Source organism: Acidaminococcus massiliensis (assembly GCF_900095825.1).
GTDB lineage: Bacteria > Bacillota > Negativicutes > Acidaminococcales > Acidaminococcaceae > Acidaminococcus > Acidaminococcus massiliensis.
The window spans coordinates 1,770,672-1,790,362 of the sequence record NZ_LT608315.1 but is presented as its reverse complement, the minus strand read 5'-3'; the positions used below and the strand labels follow the sequence as shown (position 1 = coordinate 1,790,362).

General features: G+C 56.1%; 20 protein-coding genes, 1 other RNA gene, 1 riboswitch and 1 other annotated feature. Of the genes, 5 read left to right on the top strand and 16 right to left on the bottom strand.

Annotated elements, in window-relative coordinates:
• Positions 1–143: 143 nt before the first annotated feature.
• Genes BQ2657_RS08670 through BQ2657_RS08650 form a run of 5 tightly spaced genes read left to right on the top strand, consistent with a single transcriptional unit; the run spans position 144 to position 5,407 of the window.
• Complete coding sequence (locus tag BQ2657_RS08670; protein WP_075580263.1) at positions 144–932, top strand: sugar phosphate isomerase/epimerase family protein; 789 nt, start codon at positions 144–146, stop codon at positions 930–932.
• Positions 925–1,944, top strand: a complete 1,020-nt coding sequence (locus BQ2657_RS08665) for an ABC transporter substrate-binding protein (RefSeq protein ID WP_075580262.1) — start codon at positions 925–927, stop codon at positions 1,942–1,944. Before BQ2657_RS08670 ends, BQ2657_RS08665 begins: the two co-directional genes overlap by 8 nt.
• A gap of 15 nt (positions 1,945–1,959) precedes the next feature.
• On the top strand, positions 1,960–3,687 hold the full coding sequence (locus BQ2657_RS08660) for an ABC transporter permease (protein WP_075580261.1): 1,728 nt from the start codon (positions 1,960–1,962) through the stop codon (positions 3,685–3,687).
• Positions 3,632–4,660 carry an ABC transporter ATP-binding protein gene (locus BQ2657_RS08655; protein ID WP_075580260.1) on the top strand — a complete coding sequence of 343 codons (1,029 nt, stop codon included), beginning with the start codon at positions 3,632–3,634 and terminating at the stop codon, positions 4,658–4,660. The genes BQ2657_RS08660 and BQ2657_RS08655 overlap by 56 nt, the downstream gene beginning before the upstream one ends.
• A 30-nt stretch (positions 4,661–4,690) precedes the next feature.
• On the top strand, positions 4,691–5,407 hold the full coding sequence (locus BQ2657_RS08650; RefSeq protein WP_075580259.1) for a phosphatase: 717 nt from the start codon (positions 4,691–4,693) through the stop codon (positions 5,405–5,407).
• Between the two features lie 103 nt (positions 5,408–5,510).
• Here BQ2657_RS08650 and BQ2657_RS08645 read toward each other — a convergent pair whose 3' ends face one another.
• From BQ2657_RS08645 to BQ2657_RS08570, 16 genes are all read right to left on the bottom strand, one after another.
• Positions 5,511–6,527 (bottom strand): ABC transporter substrate-binding protein, encoded by a 1,017-nt coding sequence (locus BQ2657_RS08645; protein ID WP_075580258.1) that lies wholly within the window; start codon positions 6,525–6,527, stop codon positions 5,511–5,513.
• 42 nt (positions 6,528–6,569) lie between these two features.
• Positions 6,570–7,349 (bottom strand): ABC transporter ATP-binding protein, encoded by a 780-nt coding sequence (locus tag BQ2657_RS08640; RefSeq protein ID WP_075580257.1) that lies wholly within the window; start codon positions 7,347–7,349, stop codon positions 6,570–6,572.
• Complete coding sequence (locus BQ2657_RS08635) at positions 7,343–8,350, bottom strand: ABC transporter permease (protein ID WP_083236228.1); 1,008 nt, start codon at positions 8,348–8,350, stop codon at positions 7,343–7,345. The genes BQ2657_RS08640 and BQ2657_RS08635 overlap by 7 nt, the downstream gene beginning before the upstream one ends.
• Before the next feature lie 30 nt (positions 8,351–8,380).
• Positions 8,381–8,998 (bottom strand): DUF1847 domain-containing protein, encoded by a 618-nt coding sequence (locus BQ2657_RS08630; protein ID WP_075580256.1) that lies wholly within the window; start codon positions 8,996–8,998, stop codon positions 8,381–8,383.
• Between the two features lie 41 nt (positions 8,999–9,039).
• Positions 9,040–9,290 (bottom strand) — a binding site (T-box leader).
• A gap of 144 nt (positions 9,291–9,434) precedes the next feature.
• Positions 9,435–11,345 carry a threonine--tRNA ligase gene (gene thrS, locus BQ2657_RS08625; RefSeq protein WP_075580255.1) on the bottom strand — a complete coding sequence of 637 codons (1,911 nt, stop codon included), beginning with the start codon at positions 11,343–11,345 and terminating at the stop codon, positions 9,435–9,437.
• 371 nt (positions 11,346–11,716) lie between these two features.
• The gene (locus BQ2657_RS12690) at positions 11,717–12,031 is read right to left on the bottom strand and encodes a hypothetical protein (RefSeq protein ID WP_083236227.1); all 315 of its coding nucleotides are present in this window, start codon (positions 12,029–12,031) and stop codon (positions 11,717–11,719) included.
• Between the two features lie 405 nt (positions 12,032–12,436).
• Positions 12,437–13,426, bottom strand: a complete 990-nt coding sequence (locus BQ2657_RS08615; protein WP_075580254.1) for a macro domain-containing protein — start codon at positions 13,424–13,426, stop codon at positions 12,437–12,439.
• A 45-nt stretch (positions 13,427–13,471) separates the two neighbouring features.
• Entirely contained in the window at positions 13,472–13,810 is a 339-nt protein-coding gene (locus BQ2657_RS08610; protein ID WP_075580253.1) for a 7(1) septoil knot domain-containing protein, read from the bottom strand.
• Between the two features lie 105 nt (positions 13,811–13,915).
• Positions 13,916–14,614, bottom strand: coding sequence for an NlpC/P60 family protein (locus tag BQ2657_RS08605; protein ID WP_075580252.1), 699 nt, complete (start codon positions 14,612–14,614; stop codon positions 13,916–13,918).
• A gap of 22 nt (positions 14,615–14,636) precedes the next feature.
• A riboswitch (cyclic di-AMP (ydaO/yuaA leader) is annotated at positions 14,637–14,759 on the bottom strand.
• A gap of 42 nt (positions 14,760–14,801) precedes the next feature.
• Entirely contained in the window at positions 14,802–15,743 is a 942-nt protein-coding gene (locus tag BQ2657_RS08600) for a glycosyltransferase family 2 protein (RefSeq protein ID WP_075580251.1), read from the bottom strand.
• A gap of 18 nt (positions 15,744–15,761) precedes the next feature.
• On the bottom strand, positions 15,762–16,079 hold the full coding sequence (gene trxA, locus BQ2657_RS08595) for a thioredoxin (RefSeq protein ID WP_075580250.1): 318 nt from the start codon (positions 16,077–16,079) through the stop codon (positions 15,762–15,764).
• Between the two features lie 43 nt (positions 16,080–16,122).
• Positions 16,123–16,461, bottom strand: an RNA gene (gene rnpB / locus BQ2657_RS08590) — RNase P RNA component class A.
• A 34-nt stretch (positions 16,462–16,495) separates the two neighbouring features.
• Entirely contained in the window at positions 16,496–17,419 is a 924-nt protein-coding gene (locus tag BQ2657_RS08585; RefSeq protein WP_075580249.1) for a 3'-5' exoribonuclease YhaM family protein, read from the bottom strand.
• A gap of 14 nt (positions 17,420–17,433) precedes the next feature.
• The gene (locus BQ2657_RS08580) at positions 17,434–18,252 is read right to left on the bottom strand and encodes a Nif3-like dinuclear metal center hexameric protein (protein WP_232709049.1); all 819 of its coding nucleotides are present in this window, start codon (positions 18,250–18,252) and stop codon (positions 17,434–17,436) included.
• Complete coding sequence (locus BQ2657_RS08575; RefSeq protein WP_075580247.1) at positions 18,188–18,937, bottom strand: tRNA (adenine(22)-N(1))-methyltransferase; 750 nt, start codon at positions 18,935–18,937, stop codon at positions 18,188–18,190. The genes BQ2657_RS08580 and BQ2657_RS08575 overlap by 65 nt, the downstream gene beginning before the upstream one ends.
• Complete coding sequence (locus BQ2657_RS08570) at positions 18,934–19,677, bottom strand: BUD32 family EKC/KEOPS complex subunit (RefSeq protein WP_075580246.1); 744 nt, start codon at positions 19,675–19,677, stop codon at positions 18,934–18,936. The genes BQ2657_RS08575 and BQ2657_RS08570 overlap by 4 nt, the downstream gene beginning before the upstream one ends.
• Between the last annotated feature and the right edge of the window lie 14 nt (positions 19,678–19,691).

The window sequence follows — 19,691 nt, the reverse complement described above, 5'->3', positions numbered from 1 at the left end:
TATCTGCACAGCTGTTCAATAGCTGCTGTTCCTAAGACAAGCGGTTTGCCTGCTTTTTCCCATTCTTTACTTTGTTCTGTCAAACCTTTTACATTTCTCTTTTACAATGGAGGACAGAAGTTCCATCAGCAAGGAGGCTTTTCATGAGTAAAGTTTTTGTATCATCGACGCTTTTCTGGGGGACGCCCCTTCCGGAAACTCTCCGGCTGGTCCGCCAGAACGGATTGGCCGGACTGGAACTCTGGGCCCAGCAGTTCTTCCTGGAAAACTTCCAGGAAGCTGAATATCTCCGTTATGTGGAGAAATATGGTTTGGAAAGCACCGTCCACGCCTGCAGCTGGGATCTGAACCTGGCTTCCGCCAATGCGGGCATCCGGGAAGCTTCCGTCCAGCAGGTGATCCGTTCCCTGGAACTGGCTTCCCGCATCGGGGCCCGGGAGGTCACGGTCCACCCAGGGCATATGACCATGGTCTGCTGGCGGGAAGAAAGCGTCCAGCTCCTGCAGCACTCCCTCCGCCGGATCGCCGCTACTGCCCGTTCCCTCCAGATGCCGGTTTCCCTGGAAATCATGGAGAAGATCAAAAAAGAATTCGTGACGGATCCGGCTTCCATGGAGGAAGTCACCGGTCCCCTTTTCTCATTCTTCTTCTATACCCTGGATCTAGCCCACTGTGACAGCACGGAAGAAATGGAAACATTCCACCGCGCCCTTCCCCGGATTTCCAAGCTCCACATCAGCAACCGGGTGGGCCCGCAATACCATACCCCTCTCCCGGACGGGGATTACGACTTCCGGGCCCTGCTGCCCCTGCTGAAAGCCTGGGATCTTCCCATGGTGGTGGAAGGCTACGACAGTACGACAGCCCATGAAGTCTTTACCAAAAATATCCATTTTTTACAAGAACAAGGAGGCATCATTGAACATGTGTAATTGGAAAAAGAAAGCGCTGGTTTTGGCTCTGGCTGGTTTGGCCCTGTTCTCTGCAGCAGGCTGCGGCGGTTCTGCGGACAAAAAAGGAGCCGGGAAAGGCGGAGAGATCGTCCTTTATACCTCCCAGCCGGAAGCGGATGCCCAGAAGCTCATTGCAGCCTTCAACCAGGATCACCCGGATATCAAGGTGAAAGTCTTCCGTTCCGGTACGGAAGAAGTGGTCAGCAAAGTCCTGGCAGAACAGACCGCCGGCACCGTCCAGGCAGATGTGCTGCTGGTGGCGGACAACGTCACCTTCGAACAGCTGAAACAGAAGGACATGCTGGAAAAATATGCTTCTCCAGAACTGAAAGGGATCCCAGAAGCATACATCGACAAGGACCACACCTATACTGGGACGAAAGTCATCACCACTGGGATCATCGTGAATACTTCCAAAGCCAAAGGAGATCCCAAAACCTTTGCCGACCTGGCCAAACCTGAATTTGCCGCCAGTGCCATCATGCCTTCTCCCCTGTATTCCGGGGCCGCCGCCTACAACTTGGGCGTCATCACCCGCACCCAGGGCATGGGCTGGCCCTATTACGAAGCCCTGAAGAAGAACGGCATGACCGTCACCAAAGGCAACGGGGCCGTCCAGAAGGCAGTGGTGGCCGGTGAAAAAGCCTATGGGCTGATTGCTGATTACATGGCCAACAACTCCCGGAAAAAAGGCGCTCCGGTGAAGTTCATCTACCCGGCAGAAGGGTCTCCTGCCGTGACCGAACCCATCGGTCTCCTGAAGACTTCTAAGAATAAAGAGGCCGCCAAAGCCTTCATCGATTTCGTCCTGTCCAAGAAAGGCCAGGAAACCGCTGCCAAGATGGGCTATACCCCGGTGAAAGAAGGGGTCCAGCCGCCGGAAGGGCTGAAAGCCATCACCGATTTCAAGGCCCTGACCGTCAGTGTCGCCGACCTGTTCCAGAATCGGGCCGCTGACAAAGAACGTTTCACCACGCTGTTCCAGAAATAAGGAGGCGTGGGATCCATGCAACGACCATCGTTCCTGAAAAGGGGCGGCGCTCTTCTGTTCTATCTGCTGCTGTTCCTTTTTTTCGCAGCGCCTGTGCTGCGGCTGATCTCCATGAGCCTCCGGATCCCTGGAGGCTGGGGATTGGCCAATTTCCAAGTCCTTTTCCAAGACCCCCGGACCCTGGAAGCGGTCCGCAACACCCTGTTCATCGCTCTTTGTTCCGCTGGGCTTTCCACTCTTTTGGGCACGGCCCTGGGCTTTTTGATGGCCTATACGGATCTCCGGCATAAGAAGCTCTTGGAACTCCTGATCCTCCTGCCCTTCATCATCCCCTCCTACATCATCACCCTAAGCTGGAGCGGCCTGTTCCTTCAGGACGGCAGGATCAATCTTTTCCTGCGGGGATTGGGCTTTGCAGGGGTCAACCTGTACACCCGGGGCGGGATCCTGTTTGTCCTGGGGATTGTGAATATGCCCGTGGTCTACCTGAGCGTCATCCATTTCCTGCGGAAGATCCCGGTGGATCTGGACCTGGCCGCCCGTTCCTGCGGCTTTTCCAGCTGGGAGACCTGGTGCCGCATCGACCTGAAGGAAGCCCTCCCAGCCATTGCCGCTGGGGGGCTCCTGGCGTTCCTGGCGGCCATGGACAATTTTGCAGTCCCCGCCTTTTTGGGGATTTCTTCCAACATCACCGTACTCAGTACCATGATCTATGAAAAAGCCATCGGCATGGGCCCTGGAGCGTTCCCGGCAGCCGCCGGTCTTTCCGTGGTCCTTTCCTGTCTGGCTCTGGGCGGGACCCTGCTGGAAAGCGGGCTGGTCTCCAGCCAGAGCGCCTTGGAAAGCATCCAAGAAAGCCGGGAACCTCGGATTTATTTCCGTCCGGCAGTACGGACCGGTGTGGAAGGAGGTCTTTTCCTGGTGCTAGGCCTCCTGGACCTGGTCCCGCTATTGGACATGATGATCAATGCCTTCCTGAAGAATTATGGACTCCCAGCCACGGCTGACAATTTCTCCTGGGAGAATTTCCAGTTCGTCTTTTCCAGCACCGGGGTGATGGATGCCCTGGAAACCAGCCTGCTGCTGGCTTCGGCGGCAGGGGCCATTTGCCTAGTGGCAGGGACGCTGATTGCCTATTGGAAACTGCGCCGGCACAGCCTGGCCGCCCTGCTGGCAGAACGGGGGGCAGCCCTGGCCTATGCCCTGCCCGGCATCGTCCTGGCCCTGGCGGAAATCTTCCACTGGACGGAACCCCTGCCCGGCATCAAACCGGGGATCTACGGCACCATGGGGCTCCTTCTCATCGCCTACGTGACCCGGTACATGATCCTCCAGATCAAAGGGAGCACCAACGCCCTCCTGGCCATCAATCCGGAACTGGAAGACGCGGTGTTGGCCTCTGGGAGAGACTGGCGGACCCTTTGGCGCCAGGTGCTGCTGCCCCTTCTGCTGCGGCCTTGTGTGGCCAGCACTGCCCTGATCTTCATTTCCGCCCTTACGGAACTGACCCTCTCCTCCATGCTGGCCAGTGCCGGGACCCGGACCATCGGCCTTGCCATCTTCAATTTCCAGCAGGCCGGGGACTACAACCTGGCCGCCGCCCTTTCCACCCTGATCACGGCACTGATCCTGGGCGGCTATGGGCTCACCTGGCTGGAGAATCTGCATAAGAAAGGAAACCGAAAATATGAGTTTGTATCTGGAACACATCAATCAGCGGTTCGGGAAGACACAGGCGCTTAAAGACATCAGCCTGGAAATCAAGACAGGAGAATTCATCGCCATCCTGGGGCCTTCCGGCTGCGGAAAATCCACCCTGCTGCGGATCATCGGCGGCTTCCTGGAGCCCACCAGCGGCGTTGTCCGCCTGGATCAGCAGGTCTATTCCGGAGAGGGGACCATGGTGCCCGTGGAGAAACGGGATCTGGGCATGGTTTTCCAGTCTTTTGCCCTGTGGCCCCATATGACGGTCCGGCAGCATGTGGAATTCCCCATGAAGAGCCGTCGGCAGAAAGGACTCAGCGAAGAGGAGAAGGAAAAAGCCGTGGAACAGGCCCTGGAAAGCATGGGCCTGACGGAACTGGCCGACCGTTACCCTGGGGAGCTGTCCGGTGGCCAGCGGCAGCGGGTCTCCCTGGCCCGGATGATGGTAGGCCTCCCCTCCCTGATGCTCATGGATGAACCTCTCAGTGCCTTGGATGCGGAACTGAAACTCAGCATGCGCCGGGTGATCCAGGACGTCCACCGTTCCACCGGTTCTACGGTCCTCTATGTGACCCATGACCAAAGTGAGGCCCTGGCCATGGCGGACCGGATCATCGTCATGCAGAAAGGCCAGATCGAACAGGTGGGCACGCCCCGAGACATCTATCTCCACCCCAAGACGGAATTCGTGGCCACCTTTGTGAGCAAATGCAACCTGATCCCGGGGGTATGGCTGCCCGACGGGTTCCAGGTGGCCAATACGGATATCACCTATCCGGCGGGAGACATCCCTGGGGTATTCCGCTCCAAAGGATTCTATCCTGTCCGGCCGGAACAGTTTAGGATCTCCCGACGGGAAAAAGGGATCCCTGCGGTGGTCACCAACCGCCAGTACAACGGCCGCTGGATCAGCTACAGCCTTCTCCAGGGCCAGAAGCAGGTCCAGGTGGTGGCGGATCCGGGAGAGATCTACGAGCCTGGGGAAAAGGTCCAGCTGATCTACACAGCCTGACCCAGGCAGAAAGAGGGAGGAAAAAGCAAGATGGAACTTTTGTTCGACCTGCATACCCATACGGTAAGCAGCGGCCACGCCTTCAGCACTCTGAAGGAAAATATCGAAGAAGCCCGGAAAAAGGGCCTGCTGGCCCTAGGGACATCGGACCATGCCAGTGCCATGGAAGGAGCCCCCACCCCCAAGTTCTTCAGCAACTACCGAGCCATCGGCCGGGAGATCCTAGGGATCCGGATCTTCCGAGGGGTGGAAGCCAATGTGATGGATTTCACCGGCAGGCTGGACATGGAGGAAAAACTCCTGCAGCAGATGGATTACGTCATCGCCAGCCTCCATTCTGCCTGCATCCGTCCCGGCACCCGGGAAGAAAATACCGATGCCTTGATCGGCGCCATGGACAATCCCTGGGTCAAGATCATCGGACACCCCGACGACGACCGGTATCCCCTGGATCTGCCCCGGCTGGTCCGGGCTGCCAAAGAAAAAGATGTGGTACTGGAGGTGAACAGTGCCTCTGCTTCCGGAAAGACCGGACGGCTCCATGCGGAACGGAACATTCCCCGGCTCCTGGAGCTGTGCCGGCAGTATCAAGTCCGGGTCATTGCCGGCAGCGACGCCCATATCTGGTACGATGTAGGGAACCTGTCCCTAGCCCGGAACTTCCTGGAAACGGCCCAGTTCCCTGAAAAACTGATTGCCAACACCAGCCTGGACCATCTGGAGTGGGTGGTGAAGAATAAGAAGTGATGAAAGGATAAAAGGAAGGGGCTGCTGCACGTGTGAAAATTCCACACGTGCAGCAGCCCCTTTGTCATAGATCAGCGGACAACGGCCTCTTTTCAGCCTTTCCTCACAGACTGTCCGGCATGTCTTTAAAGAACAGGAACGCATCATCAGCGAATTTTTTGCCTTCCGTCCCTTCTTTTAACAGTCCGATGGCCGCCAGTTCCTCTGCATTGGCCTTCACGGCTTCATATCCGCCTTTCACAGAAGGCAGGAAGCGGTATTTTTTCAGCAGTGAAGTATTCAGTGCCAGATTGCCGGCTACATATTTCTTGTCTAGCTCCAGCTTGGCAGTCTCTTCCGGATGGGCCTGTACCCAGGAGGCCCCTTTCAGGATGGCCCGGACTGCTTTTTCAGCAGCCTGGGGATTGGTCTTGGCCAATTTGGATGTGACCATGGCTACGCAGCAGTATTCTTGGTCAAATGGAGCCGTTTTAGCTGTATCGATCAACGCCCGATATCCGTATTTCTCCATGGCGATGGATGCCACCGGGTCCCCTACTGCAATGGCATCCACCTGTCCCTGATCCAGGACCAGAGGCAGGTCGTTCCGGCCAAAGACGGTGAACTGGACTTCCAGATTTTTGTCACTGACTTGGACCCCGGCCTTGGCCAAGGCCCGTTTGGCGATGATGGTGCCGGAATCTGCCAGCCCCGCTACCCCGATTTTCCTGCCTTTCAAGTCTGCCACAGTCTGGTAAGGTGCGTCCTTTTTGACCAACAGATAGGTGCAGCCGGTATGGAGACCGGCCACCACTTTCACCGGCAGCCCATTGCTGATGGGCTGGATCATTTTGGAAGCAAGGCCCTGGAGCACATCCACTTGTCCGGCAGCAATGGCATCACCGGCATGGGCCGCGTCGATCTGGATCATTTCCACATCCAGCCCTTCTTCCTTGAAAAAGCCCTGTTCCTTGGCGGCAAAGAGAGCTGCCTGGCAGACGCCGTTGCTGTAACCCACTTTCAGGGAAATGGGCTTTCCATCCTCTTTTCCAGAGGCAGGAGCTTTGCCGCAGCCTGCGAGAATACCGACGGCGGTAAGGGCAGCCAAAAGAGCCGCCGTGATTTTTTTGTTGAACTGCATGGGGGAACACTTCCTTTCATACTGCTGATTTTTTGCGGTCGATCAGATGATGAACTCCGGTTCTGGCCGGTTGCCTCCGTAATGGAGGATCCGGAGGACTTCCGAACTGTATTGGAAAAAATCCTGGGAACTCCGGTCTCGGGGCCGTCCCAGATCCACTTGGAGGGTTTTCAGGATCCTTCCCGGCCGGGGGGACATGACCACAATCACATCCGACAGATACACGGCTTCTTCCACATCGTGTGTCACCATGATCATGGTCATATGTTCCTGTTTCCAGATTCGCTGGATCTCGTCCTGGATGTTCATCCGGGTGAAGGCATCCAGGGCCCCCAGCGGTTCATCCAGCAGCAGGACCTTGGGCCTGCCCACCAGAGCTCTTGCCAGAGAAGCCCGCTGGCACATGCCCCCGGAAAGCTGATGCGGGTAGGAATGGCGGAAATCGGCCAACCCCACCAGCTCCAGGATCCGGTCCACTTCCTGTTCATGGCCTTTGTACAGGTTCCGGGCTCGAAGCCCGAAAGCCACATTGTCGTAGATATCCATCCAGGGGAACAGATTATGCTCCTGGAACATGAATCCCCTGTCAGCGCCCGGCCCGGTCACTTTCTTTCCGTCCAGAAAGACCTGGCCTTCATCCGGGTGATCCAATCCGGAAATCATCCGCAGCAAAGTAGATTTTCCGCATCCAGAGGGGCCGATAAGGGATACGAAGGACCCAGGCTGGATATCCAGGGATACCTTTGCCAATGCTTGGACCCCCTCCTTCCCTTCCTGGGGAAAGTAACGGCTGAGGGCCTGGATCTGCAGACTGCCTACCATTTGATCACTCCTTTCTGCCACACAAGGATCCGATCACGGATCTTGAATAAACCAGTGATGATCAGGAAGAAACTGACGGCGATAAGGATCAGTCCCGCATACACATTTGCATAGGCCATCATTTCCTTCTGCCAGTTCACATACCAGCCAAGACCGTATTTGGCCCCCAGCATCTCCGCCGTGACCAGGGTAATGAAAGAAGCGGTGGTCCCGTTGAACAAACCAAGAAAAACACTGGGCATAGCAGCTGGAATCCCCACTTTCCGGATCTGGTACCAGCGGCCAGCCCCCAAGGTGACTGCCACTTCAAAATAAGAATTCCTGGTATTGGCGATGCCGCTGGCGGTCAGGACGGTAGTGGGAAACCACACGGACAGGGCAATCAGGAAAGCGCTTCCTGATACCACAGAAGGGAATGCTACCAGTACCAGGGGAATCCAGGCGGTTGAAGGGATGGGACCGATGCTGCGGATAAAAGGCCAGATCCAATAATTGGCGGCTTTAGAGAACCCCAGCAGGATCCCAGTGGAAATCCCCACCAGTGCCCCGAAGAACCAGCCCAAAAACAGCAGCCGGTAAGAATAGGCCATGCATTTCAGCAGATAGACAGGATCTCCTGCCAACACAGCTAGGACCCGGTCCATGGCTGGGAAATACAATACTGGCAGCAGACCCAGCTTGGCAGTCAAAAGATTCAGCAAGTTCAACAGCAGGGTAATGCCTGCATACAAAGGGGCCAGATGGTCCACCCTGGCTTTCACGCGGGGAACTTTCTGCCCCAGGGCGGACGCGGCCAAATAGAGGGCCAGGCTCAGCAGCAGGAGCCAGGCAAAATAGGGATGCTCCACCGGCGCCTGCTCCAGGTCCCGGGGCAGTGCCAAATCTGCCGCCGCAGCAGCCCCGGCGCTCACTGCCGGCAGCAGCCAGCGGAAAAAACGATGGAGCTGGTTCCTATCTTCTTCCAGGGTATAGGGTGCCGCCGCAGAAATTTCTTGACTCATGGTTTCTTCCTCCTTTCAGGAAAGGCTTCCTTAGATTCCGCTTTTTGTATTGTCTCCGTTGATTCCCAGTTTGTTCCTCCAATATTTGGAATAAATGGCTCCCAACGGGCTGTGGTTCAGGACCCGATCCTTGACCACCAGTGTGGTGACCGGTCCTTGGCAGTTTCGGGCGAATATGGCATCGTGACCTACACAGAGCCCGGCGGAAACAAACAATTGGCAGCCGGCTTCATTCATCAAGGCCGCTTGGTTCTTGGGATTGCACATGCTTTCCACCCTGCGTTCCGGATGGACTTTTTTCAGTCCAAGGATGTCTTTGGAAATCCCACAATTCTTGCAGCAGACGGAGGTGACTTGGAAGCCTTCTTGGGTGAAATAGGCTTCCAGCAGTTTCGCCTCGTCACTGATCCCGATACAGAAAGCCAGGCCGATCTTGGTGTACCCCATCTGGCGGGCGAACTCTGCCGTTTCCTGAATACGGGTATACTGCATATAGAAAGTGGCTTCTACATAAGCGGCCGCTTCCATGATTTTCCGTTCTTCTTCCGTATACTGGGCCAGGACTTTCTCCTTGTCCACCGGAGTACAACTGATTCCCTTGGCAGCACAGATATGGCAGCAGCTGCAGTTTGCACAATTTCCCAACATATGACTCGCCTCCTTGGATAAAAAAAGGAACTTCCATCCCCGTTTGGGACGGAAGTTCCGTGATACCACCCATATTCATCCGGCTGTCGCCAGCCGGACCTCATCAGGTACGCGGCCGAAGCCGGATACCGTAGACACTGTAACGGGCATCCCCCGGCTTTCCTACTGAAGCGGACCTGTTCGGATTGCGCACTCCAAGAGGCACTTTCATCCCATCCACCGTACCCTCTTTCAGCAACAGGGCTCTCTGTAACGGCTTCACAGGATTACTCTCTCTTTTCATAGTGAATTAATATGTTTTCTTGTATGGCTCTTACTTTACCATTAAATTCCTAGTAAGTCAATCATATTTTTATCAAAAGGCAGATTTTTCCCTCCGTCCGTTAGCTGCCGACAAAAAGAGGGTGCTGCACAAAACGTACAGCACCCCATTTCCTTACTTCCGATTCTTGATTTCGTCTTGGAGTTTAGCGATGAATTCGTCCACCGCCATGGCTCCCTGTTCGCCGTTGTCCCGGCTGCGGACGGAAACTGTTCCGCTTTCCACTTCTTTTTCGCCTACGATCAGCATGTAGGGAACTTTCTTCACCTGGGCTTCCCGGATCTTGTAGCCGATCTTTTCGTTCCGGTCGTCCAGATGGGCGCGGATCTTCTGGCTTTCCAGTTTATCCACGATCTGTTTGGCGTATTCGTTGTATTTGTCCGTAATGGGCATCACCCGGACCTGTTCCGGAGCCAGCCAGGCCGGGAATGCGCCGGCGTAGTTCTCGATCAGGATGCCGATGAACCGTTCGATGGATCCGTATACCACCCGGTGGATCATCACAGGACGGTGTTTCTGGCCGTCTTCCCCGGTATAAGTCAGGTTGAATTTTTCCGGCAGCAGCATATCCAGCTGGATGGTGCCGCACTGCCAGGTCCGGCCGATGGAATCCTTCAGATGGAAATCGATCTTCGGGCCGTAGAAGGCGCCGTCCCCTTCGTTGATGGAATACTTCAGGCCGAAATCATCCATGGCTTTCCGCAGGGCGCTGGTGGTCATTTCCCAAGTAGCATCGTCTCCCATGGAGTTGTCCGGACGGGTGGACAGTTCTGCATGGTAGGTCAGGCCGAAGGTGGCGTATACTTCGTCGAACAGACGGATGGTTTCTTGGATCACGTCTTCGATCTGGTTGGGCATCATGAAGATGTGGGCATCGTCCTGGGTAAAGCAGCGGACCCGGAACAGCCCGTGGAGGGCGCCGGACAGTTCATGCCGGTGCACCAGGCCCAGTTCACCTACCCGCAGAGGCAGTTCCTTATAGGAATGGGGTTCGTTGGCATAGACCAGCATGCCGCCGGGGCAGTTCATGGGTTTGATGGCGTAATCTTCCCCATCGATTTTGGTGAAGTACATGTTTTCTTTGTAATGATCCCAGTGGCCGGACGTTTCCCACAGCTGCCGGTTCATGATCATGGGGGTCATGACTTCCTGGTAGCCGTATTTGCGATGCACTTCTCTCCAGTAGTCGATCAGGGTGTTCCGGATGATCATGCCGTTGGGCAGGAAGAAGGGGAACCCAGGACCGTAATCGCTGAGCATGAACAGGCCCAGTTGTTTGCCCAATTTCCGGTGGTCGCGTTTTTCCGCTTCTTCCAGCATGTGCAGGTAAGCTTCCAGGTCTTCCTTGCTGGCAAAGGCCGTACCGTAGATCCGCTGGAGCATCTTGTTGTGCTCATCTCCCCGCCAGTAGGCACCGGCGATGCTCATGAGCTTGAAGGCTTTCACCCGGCCGGTAGACGGGCAGTGAGGGCCGGCGCACAGGTCCGTGAAGTCTCCCTGGGTGTAGGTGCTGATTACGGCATCTTCCGGCAGGTCTTCGATCAGTTCCACTTTGTAAGGTTCATCTTCAGCCTTGAATTTGGCCAGGGCTTCCGCTCTGGGCAGTTCTTTCCGGACCAGGGGATAGTTGGCCTTGATGATCTTGCTCATTTCTTTTTCAATGGCCCGCAGATCTTCCGGCGTGAACACATGGTCGCTGTCCAGGTCGTAGTAGAAGCCCTTTTCAATGGCCGGCCCGATGGCGAACTTGGTGCCCGGGAACAGATGCTGGATGGCCTGGGCCATCACATGGGAGGCCGTATGGCGGATGGCATGGAGCCCTTCTTCGCTGTCCGGGGTAATGAATTCCACTTTGGCATCATGATCCAGGGTATCGCTCAGGTCTTTGTTTTCCCCATCTACTTTGGCCAGGAGTGCGGTCTTCCCCAGTTTCTGGTTCAGGCTCTTGGCAATGGACAGCAAGGAGCTGCCGGATTCGAATTCTTTCACGCTGCCGTCGGGCAGGCTGACTTTGATGCTAGACATATCTGATTTCCTCCTTGTATTCCCAGCAAGATCAGGACGGACATAGAAAAAGACCCGCCCCACAAAGGGACGGGCCATAAGCTCGCGGTTCCACCCTCATTGATCCGGAAGACCGGATCCTCTCGGCATCCTTTAACGCAGGACATACGATCTTGCCTACTTGGTTCAGCAGATGGCTCAAAGGTGGTTGACTGTCATTTGTTTCCAGGCCCTTCTCAGCTACCGGGCTTCTCTGTACTGTGACCCTGACAGGTTGTCCTTATCATCACCATGGGTTTTTGAAATTGTTTACATTATACCACCGGCAAAAACTTTGTCAAGGAAATTTTCTCCAAAAACCGTCAGATGGCAAAGATCCAAGACTGCCTCTTTCAGTGTCCTTTCCCGTGATAGCTTTCCAGATCTCTTTTCCAGGAAGCATCGGTCCGCCGGCCTCCCTGGCGCAGGAACTGGACCGTTTCTCCCACCGTGTTGTAAGCCAGCCCGCTGCCCTTGGCGTCACTCACATAGTTGGCAGCATCATTGGCATCCAGGCCCACTTTGGCAGCTTCTGCCACCGCATCCATATTGGCCCCCAGGAACAGGAATTCCCACCCGGCTTCTTTGCGCTGGGCGATCAGTTTCCGTACCCGGTCCAGGGTATACTCCCTGCTGGCATTTTCCATCCCATCGGTGATCACCACCACGATGGTCCGCTCCGGCCGGAAGGCTGGGACCAGCCGACCGCTGATTCTCCCGCACCTGGGTCAGCGTTTTGCCCAGGGCATCCAAAAGTGCCGTGCATCCTTCCGGCTCATAATCCCGGCCTGTCAGGGGACGTACTCCTTTGACAGGACAGCGGTCATGGAGCACCTGGATGTCATCGGAAAACAGCACCGTGGTCAGGACGGCTTCCCCTTCCATGGCCTGCTGCTTTTCCAGGAACCCATTGAAGCCGCCCAGTGTCTCCTTTTCCAACCCGCTCATGGAGCCGCTCTTATCCAAGATACAAACCAATTCTGCAAAATCTTTCATGACGAAGACCTCCTTGTTTTCTGCTGGTTCCAGTGTAGCAGGAACAGGAGGCCTTTGGGTCGCCTGGCAGGCGACATTTACAGCTCGGGCTGGCCGTACCGGAACAAGGCTGCATTGATGGTATAGATATCATATTGGCCCTTCTCCAGGAAATACCGGACGATCACATCCATTTCCCGGCTGGAAGAAAGGGCATAACCGGCACTTTCCAGGAATTCCTGGGTCTCTTCCACCGTCAGACGAAGGGCTACAGCCAGTGCCAGGACCGTTTTCTTCTTGGGCTGATACCCTGGGTTGCTGCGGATCTTGGAGAACAATTTCCGGTCCATATTGGCCCGTTTGTACACTTCCACATCATCATAATGCTTTTGATCGATGAGCCGTAAAAGCTGCCGGCTGAAACTTTCCGTCAGATGCTTCACATCGTCTTCCAGAGAACGGGAAGGCGCGGATGGCAGGGCATGCTCCAGAGACAGCACCTGGAAGGCCTCGACAACGATTTCCGTCTGCCCTCTCTTCCTGCTATCCGGCCGGCAGTAGGTGTCGACAAAATGCTCCAGTCCCTTTTCCAGCTTCTCCCCCAGCTCCACGGCACTCCGGTCCAGGAGAGCCAGATAGACCTCCATTTCTTCATGGTCCTCCAGGAACTGGGTGATGGCTTCCCGGGCGGTCAGGAGGGCTGCCCTTTTGGGATAGCCGAAGATGCCGGAAGAAATCAAGGGAAAAGCAATGGAACGGCAGTGGGCTTCCCAGGCCAGGGTCAAAGCAGAACGGTAGCAGCTGGCCAGGAGGGCTTCTTCTCCCTGGTTCCCGCCCTGCCAGATGGGGCCCACCGTATGGATGATGTACCGGGCTGGGAGCCCGTAACTGCCGGTCAGAACTGAATGTCCTGTGGGACAGGGAGCCTTTGCCAGGCATTCTCTCTGGAGCTCCTCTGCCCGGGTACCCGCTGCCCGGAAGATGGCCCCGCACACCCCGCTTCCCGCCAGGAGCTGGGAGTTGGCCGCATTGACAATGGCGTCCGTATCCAATTTCGTGATATCTGCATGGATCAGATGGAATGGCATTTCTCTCTTCCTTCTTTACACTTTACTCTGCACGCTTCCCGCTTTTTACGGCAGCCCCGGGAAACTGGTGACATACTTGATCCGGATATCCGGGAAGCTGGTCACGAACTGGATGGTGAAATCTTCGCCATACTCCACGAACTGCCATTCCCCGATTTCCGACGGGAAATGGTCCACCACTTTCACTTTCAGATCCGGGAAACTGGTCACCACCTGCACCTTGATATCTGGGTTGTATTCCACCACCCGCACTTTGCCCGCCAGCCGGATCCCGTTGAAGGTGCCGTCTTCCCCTACCGCCGAGGAAGCCAGGGCCGCCGTAGCCCACAGCAGGCTGCAGATACAGGCAAGGAGCACCGCCATCTTCCCTGTTGTCTTTTTCATCCCGATTCCTCCTCTGCTGCGTGAATTTTCTGTCCTTATGACCCCATTATACCATGAATATAAAAAAATACCCACCAGGCTTCCTGCCCTGGTGGGTCGACGGCATTAGAGGACTCTTGCCGCTCCGATATATCTTGCGCCCCAGTACCCGCTGAACACATTGGATACGGTGACACCGGTGCTGCTTCCTGCCTGGAGCATCTGGCCGTTGCCGATGTAGATGCCGCAGTGGGAAGGTCCCGGTTCATAGGTTTCAAAAAAGACCAGATCACCTGGTTCCAGTTCACTGGAAGATACTTTCGGGTACGCATAGTACTGGGCATCTGCCGTCCGGGGGATTTCGATCCCCATCTGCCGGAATACATACTGGGTATATCCGGAACAGTCAAAGCCCCAGGGAGTGGTCCCCCCGAATACATAAGGCACCCCCACATAGTCATATGCGGTGCTGATCAATGCTCTGGCGGTGCTGCTGCCATACCCATAGCTGCTGCCGTAATTCCGATTGGAATGCAGGGTGCGGTGGGTGGGCATTTCCTTGCCCATGAGCTTTTTGTAGGTGAAGTTCCCGATTACGCCGTCCGCTGCCAGGCCCATGCTGGCCTGATACTTTTTCACAGCAGCCACGGTCCGGGCGCCATACACCCCGTCAGGGATCCCGATATCGTAGCCTTCCATCAGGAGCTGCTCCTGGATGGCCGCTACTTCCGGTCCCGACTGACCTTGTTTGAAACTGGCAAATACGTTCTGCGCAGGTAATGCCACTGCTGCGGTGGTAGCCGCTGCCAGCACTACGCCAAGCATCATCCTCCTAAATATAATAAACACATCCTCTCGATTACGCCTACGAAGTTAGCTGCCGGGTGCGGGTCGAGATGCCCTATTCCGAAGAAATTAACCCCACTTTGGTTCCCCCGTTCACATTGCTGTGATTCGGCTTTTTTTATTTAGTTTTGCCGTTTTTTATTATAACAATTCTCTTATTCTCTGTCTATTCCCTGTTACCACTTTTCACGATATGTTCACGAATGATATACAATGGTCTTTGCTTCACTTCATCGAAGATCCGGCCCACATATTCCCCCACGATGCCTATGCCGATCAGCTCTACGCCTCCCAGGAAGAATTCTGCCGCGGCCAGGGTGGTCCAGCCAGGCACCGCATCCTGGATGATATATTTCACATAAATGACATGACCGATCAGGAGGATGCTCCCCAGCCCGGCGATGCAACCCCCATAGAGGGCCAGCCGCAGAGGCACCCGGGAAAAGGCGGTGATCCCGTCCAGGGCGAACCGGAGCATTTTCCGGAGGCTGAACTTGGAATGGCCGGCGAACCGGGGCGGCGCCACGAATTCCAGGGTGGTGTACCGGAACCCCAGGTTGTTCACCATGCCTCGGATGAACCGAGCCCGTTCCCGGAACCGATTCAGGGCATCCACTGCCTTCCGGTCCATGAGCCGGAAATCGCTGCCGCCGGGGGTCACCCGAACTTCGCTCATGGAATTGATCAGTTTGTAATATAAGCGGGAAGTTATGTTTTTGAACCAGGTGGCATCTTCTGTGGCTTTCCGCACCGTCTGGACGATCTCATAGCCTTCTTCCCATTTCTTCAGCAGCTCTGGGACCATTTCCGGCGGATGCTGGAGATCCCCATCCATGGAAATCACTGCATCCCCCGTGGACTGATCCAAACCGCAGGTCAGGGCCAGCTGATGGCCGAAATTCCGGGCAAACACATACCCCTGGACATGGGGATCCTTTTCCGCCAATTCCCGGATCAATTGGGACGTCCGGTCTTTGGAACCATCGTCAATGAACAGGATTTCGTAATCGTATGGCAAAGGCGCCATTACTTGCGTAAGGCGCCTGTGGAATTCGTGGATATTTTCCTCTTCATTGAAGACGGGCACGACAAAAGAAATCTTTTTCATGCAGCGTCTTCCTTTCGATTATAAAACAGCAATGGCCTCTTCGTAGGCACTCTTGGGTTCCACGCCTACAAAGCGCTGGACTTCTTTGCCAGCCTTGAACAGGACCACCGTAGGGATGGCCGAAACGCCAAAGCGCATAGCCACATCCGGCACTTGGTCCACGTCCAGTTTGGCGAACTGGATTTCCGGATGTTCCGCCGCCAGGTCTTCGATCACCGGGGCCAGCATCCGGCAGGGACCGCACCAAGTGGCCCAGAAGTCCACCAGCACCGGTTTCTCGCTGCTCTGCACCAGTTTGTCAAAAGCCGCTGCACTGCCAATGTGCATCATTTCCATGGTATCTCCTCCTCTGTGCCTTGGGCACAAGGTACTTTTTCAGGTTGTGAGTGCTCAATAAGCCGAGTTCTGTCAAGGATAATCATTTATCTAGCCCTGCAGTTGCCTGCAGGTTCAAGCGACACTACCCGGAAGGATCAGCGGGCCGCTTCATCCCTTCCCTATTTGGTCTTGCTCCGGATGGGGTTTACCAAGCCGGCCAATCACTTGACCGCTGGTGCGCTCTTACCGCACCGTTTCATCCTTACCGGCAAGCCGGCGGTTTGTTTTCTGTGGCACTTTCCTTAGGGTCGCCCCCACTGGACGTTATCCAGCATCCTGCCCTGCGGAGCTCGGACTTTCCTCATCAGCCATTGGCTGCCGCGATTATCTTTCGCACTCACGCTCTGCAATAATATCACAGGAACGTCAATCCGTCAAACTTTCCACAGATAACGCTGCAGCATCTTATCAAATTCCCAGCTGCCGCTGCGCTCTTTCTGGTGGAACTGATTCATGATGGAATCCACTTCATCGGCATAATGGACGATGAAAGCCTCTTTGGTGACGCAGACCACCGGGGATCCCTTGTCCTGGTCCCCGTGATGGGACAGGATGATGTGGAGCAGCTGTTCCCGTTTGGCTGCCGTCAGTTCCGGGATCTTCCTCCCGGCCCGGTCCACGGCCATGGCTCCGATGGAAATGTGCCCCATGAGCCGGCCTTCTGTGGTATAAGGGAAGCCCAGATCTGAAGAGATTTCCCGGATCTTTCCCAAATCGTGGAGCAGAGCCCCGGCGATCACCAGGTCCTGGTCCACCTGTCCGATGGCGCCGCTCATGGCCACTGCCAGACGGGTGACACAAACCGTATGGTGCAGTAGTCCCCCTGCATAGGCATGGTGGAGCCGCATCCCAGCGGGATTCTTCAGGAACTGTCGGTAGGTTTCCCCGGAAAACACCGTCTCCACCAGATTCCGCAGCCCTTCATCCCCGATCCGGCCGATGAAGGTATGGAATTCTTCTTCGTATTTTTTCAGGTCGATGTGGCCGCTGGGCAGAAGGCAGGACAGATCATCCGCCTCTGTCACGGACTGGACCTTCTGGACGATGACCTGATAGGCCATCGTGGTGGAATATTTGTTCAGGTCCACCTTTCCCCCGATGATATAGGGAGCCGGGGCCTCCATGGAACGGAGCCGCCCGATGGGACCTGCTTCAAAACAAATGAAGGGGATACAGCCGCTGTTGTCTTCCAGCAGCCCCTTGGCATAGGCCTTGCCATTGGAAGAAGTGCCCACTTTTTGGAGTCGGACCAGACAGGGCTGTTCCATGGCATTCCCCAACTGCAAATCCTTGATCATCTTGTATCGCTCCCTTACACCGTCTGGAGGATCCGTTCTTCCTCAGCCCGGATCACTTCGAAATGACGGCCGGATTCTTCACACCAGGCCTTGAGGACCTGTTCCAGTTTGTCGATGACCGGAGATTCCGTCAGCTGATGGGTCCCGTCCACCACATTGAGCCCTAGGTTCAGAGCCTTCTGGGCTACATGGTATTTCAGGTCGCCGGTCACCAGGGTATCGGCTCCGGCTGCCAGGGCGTCTTCCATGAAGTCCGCACCGCTGCCGCCTACTACGGCCACTTTGTATACAGGTTCTTCTCCCCCCGCATAGGTCAGATGCTCCGCTCCCAGGTCATCCCGCACCTTGGCGGCAAAATCCTTCAGGGCCATGGGTTCTTCCAGCACCCCGATCCGGGCCAGGCCCTGTTCCGGACAGTCCTTCCGAGGGATCTCCGTCACGTCTTCCAAACCCAACCGGGCAGCCAGTACATCATTGACCCCGCCTTTGGCCGCGTCCAGATTGGTATGGGCTGCGTAAAGGGCGATGTCATGTTTGATCAATTCATACAGCACTTCCATCTTGGTATCCGTCACCGCCAGGGTCTTGGGCAGGCTGAAATAATAGGGATGATGGGTGATGATGATGTCGCATTCCTGTTCGATGGCCTGTTCCGCTACTTCCGGGCTCAGATCCAGGGCCACCAGGATCTTATGGACATGCTGGGCCAGGTGGCCCAACAGCAGGCCGGGGTTGTCCCAGCTCTCCGCATAGGCCACCGGAGCCAGTTCATTCATGAACAGACAGATATCCGTTACCGTCGTTTCTTTGGTTTCCATTGCTTCCGTTTCCACGTTCAATCGCCTCCAGTTGTTTCCAAAGGGTTTGGTATTCCCCATACTGCCGACTGGCTCGGGCCCGTTCGCTGCGGCCCATCTGTTCCAGCAGCAGTTGGACTTTCTTTTTCCGTTCGGCAAGGAACTCCTGCAAAAGAGGATGGTGCCGCTCCACCAAATCAAAACCGATTTCATAGCAGGCACTGGGATAGCGCCAGCCGGGAGATGGCTCCAGGTGCAGCAGTTCGTACAGCCGTTTTCCCTCCCGGGCCAGTTCTTCCCGGACGACGGCCCAGCCGTTTTTTTCCGCCCAATGGCGCAGCCGTGCGGCATCGCTCATGGGCTGCAGGATCAGATGCCGGAAACGGGGATGCTGCCATACTTCCGGGGATTCCCCCAAAATCTGGAGCATGGTTTCCGCTCCCATGCCGGCTATCACCGCGGCTTCAGCTTCTCCCGGTGCCGCTACCGTCAGGCCGCTGCCTTGGCGGACCGTGATCCGGTCTTCCAGATGGAAAGTCCGGACCGTATGCCGGGCCGCTTCACAGGGTCCCGGGACCACATCGCCGGCAATGGCCTGTTCAATCTTTCCCTGCTGGAGCAGCAGCACCGGCAGATAGGCATGGTCCGTCCCCACATCCACCAAGGTATGGCAGGGCGGGACCAGGGCTGCCACTGCTTCCAGACGCGCTCCGAAATTCATCCTGCCGCTCCTTCCCCTTCCCGCTCCAGGATGAACTTCCGGGCATCGTCCAGACTGGTCACATCCCGCCAGCCAAAACAGCGGAGTTTGGCACAGAGGCTGAACGCCGTCCGGTATTTCTGGATCAGGGCCCGGGCCTGCCGGAAGATTTCCCGGCCCACCGGGCTGTTGCAGTAGCTTTTCATGGCTGCCTCCAGGAGGGAACGGTCCTTCCAGTTCTTTTCCCGGAAACAGCTGTGGATGAACAGGAAGAGATCCAGGACCCGGGGATCGGCGGCAATGAACCGCTTCTCGTTTTCCCAGTCCAGGAAGGTGATCCGGTCCGACTCTTTATCATAGGCAATATCCCGGAGGGCCGGACGGCCGTGATGGAGCCCTGCCTGATGGAGCCGGGCCAATCCTTCCCCGGCTTTTTGGAAAGCCCGGATCCGGCAGTCCGCCCAAGGAGCTTCCTTGGCCACCCCTTGGAGGGTCTTACCCACGGCTTTCATGACAAAATAGCTGTCCTGGAGCAGGACGATTTCCGGTGCCAGGGGGAAATACTGGTTCACCGTCATGATTTTATAGACTTCACACCAGAAGGCCGCTTCCACGCTCTGTTTGGCAAAAGCATTCCGGTGGTTGGACATTTTCCGTTTGATGAACAGGGCCTGATCCCTATACAGGAAGGGCAGGACCCGTTTCTCCGGCTGGAGGGCAATGGCCTTATCCACCGCCTGCTGCAAATCCAGATCGATCAAATGCCCCGCACCTC